Below are 16,022 nucleotides of genomic sequence, written 5' to 3' on the forward strand. Positions count from 1 at the left end.
ACACATGACGAAGAAAGCGGTGATCGACGTCTTCCTGCAGCCGGGCGAGTATTTCGTCGGCGATGCCGATTACCGCATCCGCACGCTGCTCGGCTCCTGCGTTTCGATCACGCTCTGGCATCCGGTCGCCAAGGTGGGCGCGATGTCCCACTTTTTGCTGGCGCGGCGCCCGGCACGGCCGGCAGTCGAGCTCGACGCGCGTTACGGCGAGGAAGCGATGTGGTTGATGCTGCGCGAACTGGACCGTGCCGGCGTGGCGCCGTCGGAATGCCAGGGCAAGGTCTTCGGCGGCGGCGACATGTTCCCGGGGAATATGCGGACCGCCGGGATCAACGTGGGTAAGAAAAACGGCGTAATGGCGCGCGACCTGTTGTATTCGCACGGCATTTCCATCGTGTCCGAAAGCCTGTTCGGCGTCGGTCACCGCCAAATCATTTTCGATGTAAGCAGCGGCAACGTCTGGTCGCGCCAGATCAAGCCTGCCTGAAGCAACCTGTAGAAGAGATACTGCGCATGGACAGCATCAAAGTATTGGTCGTGGACGATTCCGCCGTGGTGCGCCAGGTAATGACCGCCTTGCTCGATGCCGCGCCCGGCATCAAGGTTATCCACGCGGTGGCCGACCCGCTTTTGGCGATGGAACGCATGAAGATGCAGTGGCCGGACGTGATCGTGCTGGACGTGGAAATGCCGCGCATGGACGGCATCACCTTCCTGAAGAAGATCATGAGCGAGCGCCCCACGCCGGTGGTGATCTGCTCGACGCTCACCGAAAAGGGGGCGCAAACGACGATGGAGGCGCTGGCCGCCGGGGCGGTGGCGATCATCACCAAGCCCAGGCTCGGGCTCAAGCAGTTCCTGAACGACAGCACCGATGAGTTGATCGGCGCCGTGCGCGCCGCCGCCCGCGCCAATGTGAAACGGTTGGTCTCGCGCCAGCATGCGCCATTGCCGGTGGTGGCCAAGCACAGCGCCGACGTGATCCTGGCGCCCGCCGACGGCAACGCGATGACGCAGACCACCGAGCGGGTGGTGGCGATAGGCACTTCCACCGGCGGCACCCAGGCGCTGGAAGAAGTGCTGACTGCGCTGCCGCGCGTGTCGCCGGGGATCGTGATCGTGCAGCACATGCCGGAAAAATTCACCGCCGCCTTTGCTGACCGCCTCAACAGCATCTGCCAGATCGAGGTCAGGGAAGCGCAGAACAACGACCGAGTGCTGCCGGGCCGCGCGCTGATCGCCCCCGGCGGCAAGCACATGCTGATGCGCCGCAACGGCGCGCAGTACTACGTCGAAGTGGTCGACGGCCCGCTGGTCAACCGGCACCGGCCCTCGGTCGATGTGCTGTTCCGCTCGGTGGCGAAAGCGGCCGGCGCCAACGCGCTGGGCGTCATCATGACCGGCATGGGCGACGACGGCGCGGCCGGCCTCCTGGAGATGAAAAAGGCCGGCGCGCGCACCGTGGCGCAGGATGAGCAGAGTTGCGTGGTGTATGGCATGCCGAAGGAAGCGGTCAAGCGCGGCGCGGTGGAAAAGACCGTGCCCCTGAACGCGATCGACAAGGAAATTCTTCAGCAGCTGGCGAAGTTCGCCGGGTGACGGCGGCCGGGGGTTGCGCCGGCCTGGGCTTACGCCGCAGCCTGTTTGAGGGCGGAGGCAAGCAGCTTGTCCGTCTTCATGATGTGGTTGATCAGCCAGTTGCGCAGGAAGCCGGATACCTGAACGGACAGCATGCCGTTGCCGGCATTGAATTTCGCCTGTAAATCGACCACCTCCTTGATCAGCTTGTCGTGTTCCTGCTTGTGCGCGGCGAAGTCGGCATAGCGGATTTTTTGCATGTGGTCTTCTTCACGCTTGAAGTGTTCGCGCGTATAGCGGATCAGTTCGTCGAGGATTTTTCCCAGGATATTCTTGCCCTGGCCTTGCGCCATGGCTTCGTGAAGCTGATTTAACAGGCTGATGAGCTTTTGATGGTCGCTATCGATAAATGAATTTCCGACCTGTAATTCATCAGTCCATGCAAAGTACGCCATATCTTTCTCCATGTTGAGCGATTTCACACCCGGCATCGGATCAAGAATCCGGGCTTTTCTTGACTAAAATCAAGCGGAAGTGACAGTACGCGACCTTGGAAGAGGGAAAAACCCCCTGTTTATGGGATATCCGGAAATGCTTGACTCATGTCAAGACGCTTGATGCGGGAGCCAAGGGCATGCGCTTTCAAGGGCGCGGTCCAAGAGGGAGGAAGTGAGCACACCCCTGACTGGCTGCATCGAACAGGCAAGCCAGGGATTGAATGCGCGCTTGCCGGCGCTTGTGATAAACGCGTGCCAAGCCTTAATCGGCGTTGCCCGCCTCGCCGGGCTTGCCGGCGATCAGGATCGGCGCACCGGAGGCAGTCAGCCGATAGATCGCCTGGTCGAATGGATCGGCGAGGTACAGGTTGCTATTCTTGTCCGCCGCAATGCCGGGATTGACGGCAAAATCGGCCGCAATCTGGCGCGGCGTGTCATCCCCGTTGGGAAAGCCGTTCAAGACGGTGGTCACCGTTCCATCCGCTGCCAGCTTGCCGACCTTCATCGCGGTCGCGAGCAGGCTGCCAGCCGTGGTTGCCGTGCCATAGCGGGCGCCTGTCAGAAAGAGGTTTCCTGTCGCATCGAAGGCCATTTTCCCGGATACGTAAATGTCGTCGACCGGCCGGTGCACGACGCCTGGCGACGGTGCGTTCGCCTCCGATTGTGCCGACAGCGGTACGAGGTCGACATGGCTCACGTTGATGCCGCTGCCGTCGGCGGAAACCGCCGGGCCGCCCGCGGCAGAAACGCCGACGGCCAGGTTCCCCGCGGCGTCGCTGGCGATATGGGTGACGCTGCCGAAAGAGTTGACGTAGTACACGCCGGTTTCCGAATTGTCTGCGTTGAGGCGGCTGATCCGGAAGATATTCCTGTACTCCAGCAGCACATAAACGCGTTCCTGGCCATCGATGGCAATGTCGAGCGGAGCATAGCTTCCCGGCGATTGTGGGTAGCTTTTTACCAGCGTCTTGCCGCCATCGGCCCCGACCTTGTAAATATCGGTGCCGGTCAGAATGAATAATTGCCCGGAGGGGCTGATGGCCAGCGTGGTCCTGGCGGCATAGCTGCCGGGAAGCGTGCTGACATCGCCATTGGCGGCGATCTTGCGCACAGCCTGGTTGCCGCGGTCCATCACGAACAGGTTGCCTGCATTGTCGGCCACGATATCGCTCGGCAAGTTGAACCGCGCCGTGGCATCCAGCTGAAACGCGGTATTCTCGGTGGCGGAACCGCTGTTGCCGGCGGGCGTCGATCCGGCTTGCGGGCTCGACGGCTGGGTGCCGGTGGTGTCGCCCCCACTTCCGCTGGGTGTCGAACCCGGCGCGGCAGGCGTGTTGCCGCTGCTGCTGGTGCCGCCGCCGAATGGTCCGGCCGGTGTTGAATCGCCACCGCCGCCGCACGCGGCCAGTAGGAGGGCAAGGGAGATGGATATCGCTTTTCTGGCGTGAAGCGGCATGGGGACCTCGCTGGCTGGAAGCTTGCTGGTAATGGCAGCGCATTGCAGGTAACTGCAGCCCGGCAGGAAAACGAGTTCGCATCCCCGAGCATCAGTTCAGACGATGAACAGGCTTCGGTGTTCGCGGACTATTCCCGCTGCATGACTCCGCGTTGGGATAAATCAATCCAATTTCCCGGAAACTTTTTCGTGCGATGGACAACCTGAACAAGCAAGCCCATCTCTCCGACAAAGACTCCATGAAAGCGCTCATACGCCTGTCTGTGGTCATCTACACCGTCATCACCGTCTTCTTCGTCGGCGCCGCCCTGGTGCTAATCGTCATCAGCGCCAACACCGGGTGGCATGCCTTGCAGCAGGACGGCCTGAGCCCGCAAGGCGCGATGGGGGTGATCGAGGCGGTCGGCCTGCTGGCGGTGGCCGTGGTGGCGGTCCAGATCGCGCAGACCATCGGCGAGGAGGAAGTCATCCGCTCCGCGCACGTCAGCGCGCCGACGCGGGTGCGGCGCTATCTATCGCGCTTCATGGTGGTCATCGTGGTTGCGCTGGCCGTCGAGGGGATGGTGGCGGCTTTCAAGGCGGTGCATGAAAGCATTGCCTTGCTGCCGCATGCGGCCAGCATCCTGGGCGCGGTCGGCGTGCTTCTGGCTGGCTGGGGCGTATTCGTGCGGCTGAACCGCTTCGCCGAAGAACTGGAGCCGGAGGCGATGCGGGATGCCAAACAGGAAGACAGCAAGCTGCAGTAGCGGCGCGTGCCCGTCGCTCAGGCACGCCTGGTCGCGACGAGCTTCAGTTCCTGCCGCCGGGCGGGGCCGGACGCCGGCGCGCTTGTTGCGGTGGATGCGGGCGCTGCGGCCAGCTTGAACACGCCGACCAGCCGCTCCAGCTGCCCTGCCTGGTCCTGCAGCGATTCGGAGGCGGCCGCCGCCTGCTCCACCAGCGCCGCGTTCTGCTGGGTCACGGCGTCCATCTCGATGAGCGCTTGGTTGACCTGCTCGATGCCGGCGGTCTGCTCGGTGCCGGCTGCGGCGATTTCGCCCATGATGTCGGTCACGTGCTTGATGCTGACGACGACTTCCTGCATGGTGGCGCCTGCCCGGTGCACCAGTGTGGTGCCATCCCGGACCTGCTCGACCGAGCCGCCGATCAGCGCCTTGATTTCCTTGGCAGCGGCCGCCGAGCGTTGCGCCAGGTTGCGCACTTCGGACGCCACCACCGCGAAGCCGCGCCCCTGCTCGCCGGCGCGGGCCGCTTCCACCGCCGCGTTCAACGCCAGGATATTGGTCTGGAAGGCGATGCCGTCGATCACGCCGATGATGTCGAAGATCTTGCGCGAGGACTCGCTGATCCGGTCCATGGTTTCCACCACGCGCGCTACCGCAGCGCCCCCCTTGGCCGCCACTTCCGACGCGGACTCGGCCAGCTGGTTGGCTTGCCGCGCGTGCTCGGCATTTTGCCTGACCGCGCCGGTCAGGCGTTCCATCGAGGCGGCGGTCTTGTCGAGCGAGCCGGCCTGCAGCTCGGTGCGCGATGCCAAGTCCGCGTTGCCGCTGGCAATGTCGCGCGATGCGCCGTAAATCGCGTCGCTGCCTTCGCGTACCTGGCGCACGATGCCCACCAGGCTGTCGTTCATGTCCTTTAGCGCCTGCAGCAGGGTGCCGATTTCATCGTGCGAATCGATCGTGATGTCCTGGGTCAGGTCGCCGGTGGCGATGCCGCGCGCCACCTGCACGCCTTTTTCCAGCGGCTTGGTGACGACGCGGTGAATGAAGGGATAGATCAGCAGCAGCACCGGAATGCAGGTGATGACGGCGGCCAGGATCGATTTCAGGCGCTGCTGCGCGAGGCCGGCGTTGACGTGGTCGAGCGAGAGCTTCATGCTGACCGCGCCCAATACCGTGTTTTCCGGCACCTGGTGGCAGGCGGTGCAGTCCTTGCCGAGCGAGTTCTTCTTCGCCAGCGCGGGGCGCACCGCGCGCAGGTATTCGCCGCGGCTGTCGGACTCGATTTGCACGACTTCCCTGCCGCTTTGCAATACCTTGAGTTCGGCCTCGTCCGGTGTGAACTGATCCTTGGCATTGCCCGCGCCAAACACCTTGCTGACCGCGTCGCCGCGGATCACGCGCAGGTCGCGGATGGTGCCCAGCTGCTTGACCTGGTCGAGGAACACGTCGCGCTGCTGCACGGTGCCGGTCACCATCATGCCGGTCAGCCCGGCCATGGTGGCGTCGTGCATGCTGAGGGAAAAGTCGTTCGCTTGTTCGATCGCGGCCTTGCGATAGACATGGTCCTGCCAGACGATCACCCCGGACCAGACCACCAGCAGCGCGACACCGATGGTCAGCAGCAGCTGCACCCAGATATTCCTGTTGGAGATGCGCGATTTCATGGCGCCCCCATGGTTGCGTTAGGTCTTCGCCGGACGCCGCCGGCGCCTCTTGTCTCCGCAACTCATGGAGCCGCCATGCATGCCGCAATGGGGCGCGCTTATTTTATGTGTATCCAGTCACCGAATCTGGCGGCTGATGAGGCCAGCATAGGCCGTGCTCGCCTTCAATTCCTTGATTCAGGATAATTTATTTCCGACTTGCAATATCGGTTGGGCGCTGCCTGGCGTGCCGCGAACGTGCATCTGCGGCGAGGGCCGGCTGATATGGTAGCCCTGGGCATAATCGATTCCCAGGCGGCCGACCGCGGCCAGCACGTCGGCATCTTCCACGAATTCGGCGACGGTCTTGATCTTCAGTTCCTTGGCCAGGGTCACGATACTCTTGATGAAGGCGAGGTAGACCTCGTCATGCAGCATGTTGCGGATGAACTCGCCCTCGATCTTGATGTAGTCGACCGGGAAGCGCTTGATGTACTGGAACGAGGAGAAGCCGGAACCGAAGTCGTCGATCGCGAAGGAAAAGCCCTGCATCTTCACGTCGAGCACGAACTTTTCGAGCAGGGTCAGGTTGCGCACCGTTTCCCGCTCGGTGATCTCGAACACGATGCGGCTCGGTTCGATCTCGAACTGCTCGGCCAGCCGGCTTACGCGCGCGGCGAATTCGCCGACGATCAAGGCCTTGGGCGACAGGTTCACGAACAGCATGCCCTGGTAGCCCTGCTCCTTGACCTGGGTGAACGCCTTTTCGATCAGCTGGTAATCCATCTTGTGGGCGATGCCCATGCTCTCGGCCTGTTCGATGAAATCGTTGGCGGTCACGATCTCGTCGTCGAGCTGGATGCGCATGAGCAGCTCGTGGATCACGATCTCGCCGGTCGCGGTGTCGCAGATCGGCTGGAAGAACGGCACGATGCGGTGTTCGTCGAGCGCGTTCTGGATCATCAGCGACTTTTCGCCGGCTTTCCGGAACACTTCGGCCATCTCGTCCTCGTTCGGGATGGCGATGGCGTTCTTGCCGGCGCTCTTCGCCTTGTACATCATGTTGTCCGCGACCAGGAACAAGTCCTTGGGATTCTCGCCGTGGTCGGGGCTGATGGCGATGCCGATCGAGGTGGTGGCCTTGAGCTTGATGCCGTCGGGCGTGTCCATCGAAAATTCCTCGAGCATCTCGCCGATGCGCTGCGCCACCACGTACGCCTGGGTCTCGGACGCTTCCGGCAGGATGATGCAGAATTCGTCGCCGCCGTAGCGCGCCAGCAGGTCGCCGTTGCGTACTGCCTTTTGCAGCAGCTTGGCGAAGGATTGCAGGAAGGCGTCGCCGAAATGATGGCCGAAGCGGTCGTTGATGGTCTTGAAGTTGTCCATGTCGAGCATCATCACGGCGAACTTCTGCTCGTGTCGCCGGGCGCGCCCGACCTCGTAGCCCAGCAGTTCCCAGAACATGCGCTGGTTGTACAGGTCGGTGAGCGGGTCGCGCGTGGCGTAATGCTCCAGGTCCTTGGTGTACTTGTAGATCGCCTTGACCGAGCCGACCAGGTTCAGGAGCGTGGTCAGGATGCTGCCGATGACCATGTGCCGCACGTTGTCCTGCGCCATGGTCGACTGCACGCCGATGCCGACGATGCCGCCGATCTTGGGCGTGTCCAGCAGCAGCGTCTTGGTCTGCAGCTCGATGTCGCGCAGGCTCAGTTCGGGCAGGGTGTGCTTGTCGTCGGCGATGTTGTGCACGATGTTGAGCAGGCTGGCGCCGTGCAGCAGCGAGTACTCGCGAATCTGCTGGCGCAGGATGCGTTCCAGCAGCCGCACCGTGTTGTCGCTGGGCCGGTTGCGCCAGAACACTTCGCATTCGTAGGCTTCTTCCTCCACCCGGAAAATCGTCACCAGCGCGTAGGCCTCGATGATCGGATTGATTTCCAGTAGCAGGTTCTGGATGAATTCGCGCCAGTCGCGTACCACGTTGGAGGTGATGATGAATTTTTCCAGCAGCCGGATCTCGAATTCGAGCACGCCCTTGTCGACCGCGACGCTCTTGATCTTGTCCACCAGTAGCGCCACGTGCTCGAAGGCCTGGTTGAATTCGCTGAAGCCGAACTCGACCTTGCCGATATCGAAGTGCTCGAAATCCTTGATCGTGTTGAACGACTCGACCTCGCGCTTGAACAGGTAGGCCGAGCGCTCCAGCCGGTGCGCGACCCACGAGGTCAAGGCGCCGGCCGCCACCAGCACCAGCGTGCCCAGGGCCAGAAACAGCGCGACGTAATAGCCGCGCACGGTGCCCGCCACCGGCTCGAGCTTGTGGCGGATATCGATCACGCCGAGCACGTCTTCGGCCTTGGCATTGGCGTGGCAACCCAGGCACTCGCCCTCGGCACGCACCGGATACAGGTAGCGGATCTGGTCGCCGGTCGTCGCGACGGCGTTCCTGCCGTCGTGCAGCACCTGCTGCGCCAGGTCCGGCGGCAGCGGCGTGCCGGCTCGGCCGTAGAGGGCGGCCACGTCATCGCTGCGGTAGACGTCGATGCGTTCGACGAAGCTGGGAAAGGCGTAACGGCTGGCCGCGGCTGCTTCGTCGATCTGGCTGCGCAGGCCGCCGCTGCGCAGCACCTGGTAGATCGCGTTGCGGTTTTGCGCCGCGACTTCTTCCGAGGTGGCGCGCGAGCGTTCCTCCAGCAGCTTTTCGTAAAGAATCGACGACGCGAAGGTCGCGCCCAGGAATACCAGCAGCGCGACGCTGACGGTGGACAGGAACACAAATCCCCGCAGGCTGCCGAGCACCCTGGAAATCGTTTTATATATACCTCGCATGGTGCGAGTCCTCTATATCAGTGTGAATCTATGTGCGGCGGGCGCGGCGTAGGGGAGCCGCGCCAGAAAACTGTCCGAAAAAGCAGGGGAGGCGGGCGGATGGGCGGCAAGGCGGCCGCTGGAGCCGGGCACAGCGTACCCAAGCATAGGCGTCAGTCCCGGGTATTTCCTTGATCCAGGACAATTAATTGCTTTTCAGAAAATGTGTGGGAAGTGCGGAATTCTAGCGCATTGCATCGGCGATTTCGGCGCTCATGCGGGCCAGGGCACGGGCGTAGGCCGCGGCCAGCGCCTCGTAGCCGTCCGCCTGCACTGCTTCTCGCAGCGCCGAACGGCCTTTGCACAGCGTTGCGCCGGCATGCCGCACGCTCCACGCCCCCCGCACCGTCACGTCTTGCCCCGGCACGGCGTCGAACTGCTCGATATCGACCGCAACCCGGTAGTCGGCGCCTTCGCCCCGGCCGGCGGCGGAAACGGCACGTGCGCCGCCCAGCCGGCTTGACAGGTCGGCCGCCAGCACGCGCGCGATTTCGGCACCCAGCGGCTGCGCCCAGCGATGGTGTTCCAGCACGTCGACCCGGTTGGGGCTGCGCCGCACCACCAGTTGCGGGCGGTCGACCATTTCCGGCACGGCGACCGGCCCCACCGTCACGCTGAAGCGGGCGCGGCCGCCGCTTTCGGTCGGCTCGGGCACCGGGTTGAGGGTATAGAAGGTTTCCTGCGGCGGCGTGCGGCATGCGGCCAGGGCGAGGATCGCCGCCGGAAGGATGAGACGGGCACGGGGCGGCATGCGCTACTCCTTTCCGCGGATGAGCGCCTCGGGGTGGCGGCTCAGGTAGTCGGCCAGCACCCGCAGCGCGCGCGCGGCCCGGTTCACCTCCTGCAGGGTCGAGCGCAGGTCTTCCTGCACCGGCGCGTCCGACGACAGGGCGCGCTCGGCATTGCCCAGCGCCTTGTGCGCCTGCTCCAGCGTTCCCTTCAGTTCCGGCAGCACGGAGGCGTCCAGCTGGCGCAGCACGGTGTCGGCGCTGCGCAGCGTGGCGTCGAGGCTCTTGAGCGAGCGGTCCAGGTCGCGCCCGATTGTGTCGAACGGCACGCGGTCGAGCTTGCGCGCGATGCCGGCCAGGGTGTCCTGGAGATCGGCGAAGCCGCCGGCGACGGTCGGCAGCTCGGGGGGCGCATGGCGCCAGTCGATCCTGGCGCCGGGCGCGTGCGGGAAGAAGTCGAGCGCCACGAACTGCTGTCCGGTCAACAGATTGCCGCTCTTGAGCTGGGCGCGCAGGCCGCGTGCCACCAGCTTGTCGAGGAAGGCCTGCGGGTTGCGCTCCAGCGGCGAAGGGGACGGCACGCCGCCGCGTACGCGCAGGCGTTCGGGGAACAGGCTGATTTCAACCGGGAAGCGGATCGCGCCGGAATCGTCCGGGTATTCCACGCCGATCGACTTGACCTCGCCGATCTCGATGCCGCGCAGGTCGATGGCGGCGCCCGGCGCCAGGCCGCGCAGGGATTCGCCGAAATAGAGCACGTAGGGCTGCGCCAGCCGGCTTTGCGGCTTCAAGGCGCTGTCGCGGTCGCGGTACAGGGCAAAGCGGGTATCGGCCGGCGCCGGCGCGCCGCCCTCGGCGCCGGGCGCCGCCTGGAAGGAAATGCCGCCGACCACGACCGAGGTCAGCGATTCGGTATTGAGCTTGATGCCGCCGCTGCCGACTGCCAGGTCCAGGCCGCTGGCTTGCCAGAAGCGCGCGTCGGCGGTGACGAAGCGGTCGTTGGGGGCGTCGATGAAAATGTCGAGCGTCACGCCGCGCCCGTCGTCGTCGATCCGGTAGCCGGTGACTCGGCCGACGGCCACGCGCCGGAAATAGACTGGCGCGCCGAGATATAGCGAGTCCATGCTGTCGGCATGCAGCATGAACTGGCGGCCCTGGGCGTCGGACAGCACCGGCGGGGGCGTGTCGAGGCCGACGAACTGCCGCCGTTCCTGGGCCGAGGTGCCGGCGTCGGTGCCGATGTAGGCGCCGGAAAACAATGTGCCCAGCCCGGTGATGCTGCCCAGCGTGATGCGCGGACGCTCCACCCAGAAGCGCGTATCGCTCACCAGCAATTGCTCGGCCTGCTTGGCGATCTCGGCGGTGACGATCACGTGCGAGCGGTCCTCGGCGATCGCGACCGCCGACACCGTGCCGATGTCGACTTCCTTGTAGCGCACCTTGGTCTTGCCGGCTTCCAGCCCTTCCGCATTCTTGAAGGCGATGGTGATGACCGGTCCCTGCGAAAACAGGTAGTGCGCGGCCAGCCAGATCCCGAGCAGGGCGGCGACGATCGGAATGATCCAGACCAGCGGCACCGTCCAGTGCCGCTTGGGCACAGCCACCGCGTCGGGGATGGAGGATTGGTCCGGCGGCGGCGTGTCAGGCATCGCGCTCCCCGATCCGGCTCATGACCCTCTCTCGTCCCAGATCAGCCGCGGGTCGAAGCTGTGCGCGGCCAGCATCGTCAACACCACGACCGCGCCGAATGCGGCCGCACCCAGCCCGGCGCGCATCGAGGCGAACGATTCGACCTGCACCAGCGCCACCGACAGGGCCGCCACGTAAATGTCGAGCATCGACCAGCGCCCGATGGCGTCGACCAGGCGGTACAGCCGGGTGCGCTGGCGCGGCTGCCAGTCCATGCGGCGCTGCACCGACACCAGCAGCAGGGTCAGCGCAATGAGCTTGGTGAGCGGCACCACGATGCTGGCGAAGAAGATCAGCGCCGCCACGAACCACGAGCCGCTGTTCCAGAACAGGATCACGCCGCTCATGATCGTATTGCTGTGCACGTCGAACAGCGAGCGCGTTTCCAGGATCGGCAGGGTATTGGCCGGGATGTAGAGGATGTAGGCGGCGATCACGAAGGCCCAGGTACGCGACACGCTGTTAGGCTTGCGCGCATGCAGGCGGGCGCGGCAGCGCGGGCAACACAGCGTGTCCGGTGTGCCGCGGCAGCGGCATAGCAGGCCGCACGCCTGGCAGGTGACCAGACCGCGCAGGGTGGCGCAGCCGCCATCTGCTGACGTCGCGCTCATGGCCGGCCCTCCGCGCCGATTGCATCCACCCAGCCCCAGAAATCGCGCGCGCTGAACGAGGCGGCAACCGCCGAAAAGGAGGCGATCAGGCCGGCGAAGGCCCACAGCGCAATGCCCGGCACGATGGTGGCAAGATCCGACAGCTTGGCCAGCGTGACCAACAGGGCGAGCAGGAACACTTCCATCATGCTCCAGCGGTGGATCGCCAGCACGAAGCGAAAGACATACGCCAGCCCCGGCGCGATGCGGCAGGCACGCAGCGGCAGCAGCATGTACAGCAGCGCGCACAACTCCAGCGCCGGCACCAGGATCGCCGTGCCCAGCACCAGCGCGGCCACCAGCGGCCGGTCCTGGTAGTACAGGGTCAGCACGGTGCCGGCCAGCGTCGTGGCATGGTAGGTGCCGTACTTTTCGAGCGCGGCGATCGGGAACAGGTTCGATACGAGAAGCAGGATGGCCGACGCCAGCACCAGCGCAATCATCCAGTCCAGCCGCGCGCGCGTGCCCCGGTACAGCAGCGCGCCGCAGCGCACGCAATGCGCGTCGTGGTGCCGGTGCAGCACGACCTCATGCTGAAGCAGGTCGCAATGCCGGCAGGCAAGCAGTTTTTGTGGCGAGGACGTTTCCATACATGTTGCGGCCTGCCGGTGCCGGGCACTCCACCGGAAATGCGGGCCGCGCTATTCGATTGCACAGTAGACAACAGAATTGCGAGGAGGTTGCGTCGGGGGTGACGACAAGAATCAAGGATGGAAGATCAGGCCGGCACAAGCAGCCGGCTGCGCAGTGGATGCGGGGAGCGAAAGGCGGCGTCCCTTTCCCGTTGGGTGCCGGGAAAGGGGCTTGGGCCTGCTACATGTTGCGGCGGTACTGGCCGCCGACTTCGAACAAGGCGTTGCTGATCTGGCCGAGCGAGCAGGCGCGCACCGCGTCCATCAGTGCCGCGAACACGTTGTCGTTGTCGATCACCGCCTGCTGCAGCCGCTGCAGCAGGGCCGGCGCCTGCTGTGCGTGGCGCTGCTGGAAGTCGGTCAGGCGCCGCAGCTGCGACTGCTTTTCCTCTTCCGTCGAGCGCGCCAGTTCCAGCTGCTGCGGCGTGGCGTCGCCCTTCGGGTTGCGGAAGGTGTTGACGCCGATGATGGGCAGTGTGCCGTCGTGCTTCAGGTGCTCGTAATGCATCGACTCTTCCTGGATCTTGCCGCGCTGGTAGCCAGTCTCCATCGCACCCAGCACGCCGCCGCGTTCGGCGATGCGCTCGAACTCCCGCAGCACCGCTTCTTCCACCAGGTCGGTCAGCTCCTCGATGATGAACGAGCCCTGGTTCGGATTCTCGTTCTTCGCCAGGCCCCATTCGCGGTTGATGATCAGCTGGATCGCCAGCGCCCGGCGCACCGATTCGTCGGTCGGCGTGGTGATCGCCTCGTCGTAGGCGTTGGTATGCAGCGAGTTGCAGTTGTCGTAGATCGCGATGAGCGCCTGCAGCGTGGTGCGGATATCGTTGAAGTCGATTTCCTGCGCATGCAGCGAGCGGCCGGAAGTCTGGATATGGTATTTCAGCTTTTGGCTGCGCTCGTTGGCGCCGTACTTGTCGCGCATGGCCACCGCCCAGATGCGGCGCGCCACGCGCCCCAGCACCGTGTACTCCGGGTCCATGCCGTTACTGAAGAAGAACGACAGGTTGGGTGCGAAGTCGTCGATGCGCATGCCGCGCGCCAGGTAAGCTTCGACGAAGGTGAAACCGTTGGACAAGGTGAACGCGAGCTGCGAGATCGGGTTCGCGCCCGCTTCGGCGATGTGGTAGCCCGAGATCGACACCGAGTAAAAATTGCGCACCTGGTGCTGCACGAAGTATTCCTGGATGTCGCCCATCACCTTCAGGCTGAACTCGGTGGAGAAGATGCAGGTGTTCTGGCCCTGGTCTTCCTTCAGGATGTCGGCCTGCACCGTGCCGCGCACGTTTTGCAGCACCCAGGCGCGCAATTGCGCCGCTTCCTCGGCGCTCGGCTCGCGCCCGTGCTCGGCGCGGAATTTGTCCATGCGCTGGTCGATCGCGGTATTCATGAACATCGCCAAGATCGTCGGCGCCGGGCCGTTGATCGTCATCGACACCGAGGTGGCCGGATCGCACAAATCAAAGCCGTCGTACAGCACCTTCATGTCGTCCAGCGTCGCCACCGATACGCCGGAATTGCCGATCTTGCCGTAGATGTCGGGGCGCAGCGCCGGGTCGGCGCCATACAGCGTGACCGAGTCGAACGCGGTCGACAGGCGCTTGGCGTCCATGCCGGCAGAAACCAGCTTGAAGCGGCGGTTGGTGCGGAACGGGTCGCCTTCACCGGCGAACATGCGGGTCGGGTCTTCGTTTTCGCGCTTGAACGGGAACACGCCGGCGGTGTATGGGAAGGAGCCGGGCAGGTTTTCCGCCATCAGCCAGCGCAGGATCTCGCCGTGGTCCTCGAACTTCGGCAGAGATACTTTGCGGATGATATTGCCGGACAGTGTCTTGTAGGTCAGGCGGGTGCGCAGCTCCTTGTCACGGATTTTCGTGACGAAGTCGTCGCCGGCATAGGCCGCTTTCATTTCCGGCCAGCAGGCCAGCAGCGTCTTCGCACGCGCATCGAGCAGGTTGTCGCGCTCGGCGATCAGCTCATCCAGGTCCGCGCTCTTGCCGCAGGCGGCGAGCATCCGCTTCGATTCCTGCAACTGCTGGCGCTCGCGCGCGAGCTTCACCTGCTTCGCCGTTTGCTTGTGATAGCCGCGCACGGTGTCGGCGATCTCGGCCAGATAGCGGGTCCGTGCCGGCGGCACGATCGCGTTCTTGCCCGAGGAGTGGCGCACATGCACCGGCGCCAGCTTGCCCGGCCGCGCCTTCAGGCCGAGTTCGGCCAGTTTCGGCAGCAAGCCCTGGTACAGGGCGGTGACGCCATCGTCATTGAAGCGCGAGGCTTGCGTGCCGTACACCGGCATCTCTTCCGGCTTTTTACTGAACAGTTCCCTGTTGCGCTGGTATTGCTTGGCCACATCGCGCAGCGCATCCTGCGCGCCCTTGCGGTCGAACTTGTTGATCGCGACGAAATCGGCGAAATCCAGCATGTCGATCTTTTCCAGCTGCGAGGCGGCGCCGAACTCGGGTGTCATCACGTACATCGACAAGTCCACGTGCGGCACGATGGCGGCATCCCCCTGGCCGATGCCCGAGGTTTCCACGATCACCAGATCGAAGCCGGCTACCTTGCACGCGGCGACCACGTCCGGCAGCGCCTGCGAAATCTCGGAACCGGCTTCGCGCGTGGCGAGCGAGCGCATGAATACGCGAGATTGCGCCTGGCCATTCCAGGGATTGATCGCATTCATGCGGATGCGGTCGCCCAGGAGCGCGCCGCCCGACTTGCGGCGCGACGGATCGATCGAGATCACCGCGATATTGAGCGCGTCATCCTGGTCGAGCCGGATGCGGCGGATCAGCTCGTCGGTCAGCGAGGACTTGCCCGCGCCGCCGGTGCCGGTGATGCCGAGCACTGGCGTGGTGATGGTGTCGGCCGCCTGGTGCAAAGCATTCTTCAGCGCCGGGTCGGCCTTGCCGTTTTCCAGTGCCGTGATCAGCTGCGCCAATGGGCGCTGGCGGTCGGCGATGTCGCCGCCGGTGAGCGCATCGAGACTGGCCGGTGCATAGGTGGAGAGGTCGACGTCGCAGGCTTCGACCATCGATCCGATCATCCCCGCCAGCCCCATGCGCTGGCCGTCTTCCGGGCTGAAGATGCGCGCCACGCCGTAGGCATGCAGCTCGGCGATCTCGGACGGAACGATCACGCCGCCGCCGCCGCCGAACACCTTGATGTGCGCGCCGCCGCGCTGCTTCAAGAGGTCGATCATGTACTTGAAGTATTCGACATGGCCGCCCTGGTAGCTCGACACGGCGATGCCCTGCGCGTCTTCCTGCAATGCGGCGGTGACGATCTCGTCGACCGAGCGGTTGTGCCCGAGGTGGATGACTTCCGCGCCGTGCGACATCAGGATGCGGCGCATGATGTTGATCGACGCATCGTGGCCGTCGAACAGCGAAGCGGCGGTGACGAAGCGGACCTTGTTGGCGGGTTTGTATTCGGCGAGTTTTTTGGCTACGGAAAGATCAGTCATGGCGCGGGTGTCTCTTCCTTTTGGTATGAATAATCGGCGCTGTTAATTACGTTTACGTTAACGTCAATAGAGAGTGCCGTCAAATGGGGGAAA

Annotated in this window: 12 protein-coding genes; 3 read left to right on the forward strand and 9 right to left on the reverse strand. The window is 64.4% G+C overall.

The annotated features are described in order from the left end of the window. Nucleotides 1-4: 4 nt before the first annotated feature. Both FAY22_RS20175 and FAY22_RS20180 read left to right on the forward strand, forming a co-directional pair. Entirely contained in the window at nucleotides 5-487 is a 483-nt protein-coding gene (locus FAY22_RS20175) for a chemotaxis protein CheD (RefSeq protein ID WP_210411858.1), read from the forward strand. A gap of 26 nt (nucleotides 488-513) precedes the next feature. Next, nucleotides 514-1,599 (forward strand): chemotaxis response regulator protein-glutamate methylesterase, encoded by a 1,086-nt coding sequence (locus FAY22_RS20180; RefSeq protein WP_146332515.1) that lies wholly within the window; start codon nucleotides 514-516, stop codon nucleotides 1,597-1,599. Between the two features lie 29 nt (nucleotides 1,600-1,628). On the opposite strand, the gene FAY22_RS20185 is transcribed toward FAY22_RS20180, so the two are convergent. Together FAY22_RS20185 and FAY22_RS20190 are read right to left on the reverse strand one after the other, a co-directional pair. After that, entirely contained in the window at nucleotides 1,629-2,033 is a 405-nt protein-coding gene (locus tag FAY22_RS20185; protein ID WP_168204899.1) for a bacteriohemerythrin, read from the reverse strand. Nucleotides 2,034-2,337: 304 nt separating this feature from the next. Next, nucleotides 2,338-3,531 (reverse strand): hypothetical protein, encoded by a 1,194-nt coding sequence (locus FAY22_RS20190; RefSeq protein WP_146332519.1) that lies wholly within the window; start codon nucleotides 3,529-3,531, stop codon nucleotides 2,338-2,340. A gap of 239 nt (nucleotides 3,532-3,770) precedes the next feature. Here FAY22_RS20190 and FAY22_RS20195 point away from each other — a divergent pair, with 239 nt between their 5' ends. Beyond that, nucleotides 3,771-4,277, forward strand: coding sequence for a hypothetical protein (locus FAY22_RS20195; protein WP_146332521.1), 507 nt, complete (start codon nucleotides 3,771-3,773; stop codon nucleotides 4,275-4,277). A gap of 17 nt (nucleotides 4,278-4,294) precedes the next feature. Here FAY22_RS20195 and FAY22_RS20200 read toward each other — a convergent pair whose 3' ends face one another. The 7 genes from FAY22_RS20200 to icmF form a co-directional block, all read right to left on the reverse strand. Next, nucleotides 4,295-5,920 carry a methyl-accepting chemotaxis protein gene (locus FAY22_RS20200; protein ID WP_146332523.1) on the reverse strand — a complete coding sequence of 542 codons (1,626 nt, stop codon included), beginning with the start codon at nucleotides 5,918-5,920 and terminating at the stop codon, nucleotides 4,295-4,297. 177 nt (nucleotides 5,921-6,097) lie between these two features. Continuing rightward, the gene (locus FAY22_RS20205) at nucleotides 6,098-8,725 is read right to left on the reverse strand and encodes a bifunctional diguanylate cyclase/phosphodiesterase (RefSeq protein WP_146332525.1); all 2,628 of its coding nucleotides are present in this window, start codon (nucleotides 8,723-8,725) and stop codon (nucleotides 6,098-6,100) included. A 223-nt stretch (nucleotides 8,726-8,948) separates the two neighbouring features. After that, nucleotides 8,949-9,515: a membrane integrity-associated transporter subunit PqiC gene (locus FAY22_RS20210; RefSeq protein ID WP_146332527.1), complete on the reverse strand. Its 567-nt coding sequence runs from the start codon at nucleotides 9,513-9,515 to the stop codon at nucleotides 8,949-8,951. Nucleotides 9,516-9,518: 3 nt separating this feature from the next. After that, nucleotides 9,519-11,141 carry an intermembrane transport protein PqiB gene (locus FAY22_RS20215; protein WP_146332529.1) on the reverse strand — a complete coding sequence of 541 codons (1,623 nt, stop codon included), beginning with the start codon at nucleotides 11,139-11,141 and terminating at the stop codon, nucleotides 9,519-9,521. A gap of 18 nt (nucleotides 11,142-11,159) precedes the next feature. Continuing rightward, a complete protein-coding gene (locus tag FAY22_RS20220) occupies nucleotides 11,160-11,792 on the reverse strand; it encodes a paraquat-inducible protein A (protein ID WP_146332531.1) in 633 nt (210 codons plus the stop codon). Beyond that, nucleotides 11,789-12,421 (reverse strand): paraquat-inducible protein A, encoded by a 633-nt coding sequence (locus FAY22_RS20225; RefSeq protein ID WP_146332533.1) that lies wholly within the window; start codon nucleotides 12,419-12,421, stop codon nucleotides 11,789-11,791. Before FAY22_RS20225 ends, FAY22_RS20220 begins: the two co-directional genes overlap by 4 nt. Before the next feature lie 223 nt (nucleotides 12,422-12,644). Continuing rightward, complete coding sequence (gene icmF, locus FAY22_RS20230; RefSeq protein ID WP_146332535.1) at nucleotides 12,645-15,929, reverse strand: fused isobutyryl-CoA mutase/GTPase IcmF; 3,285 nt, start codon at nucleotides 15,927-15,929, stop codon at nucleotides 12,645-12,647. Nucleotides 15,930-16,022 lie beyond the last annotated feature (93 nt).

This window comes from Noviherbaspirillum sp. UKPF54 (assembly GCF_007874125.1).
Taxonomy (GTDB): Bacteria; Pseudomonadota; Gammaproteobacteria; order Burkholderiales; family Burkholderiaceae_D; genus Noviherbaspirillum.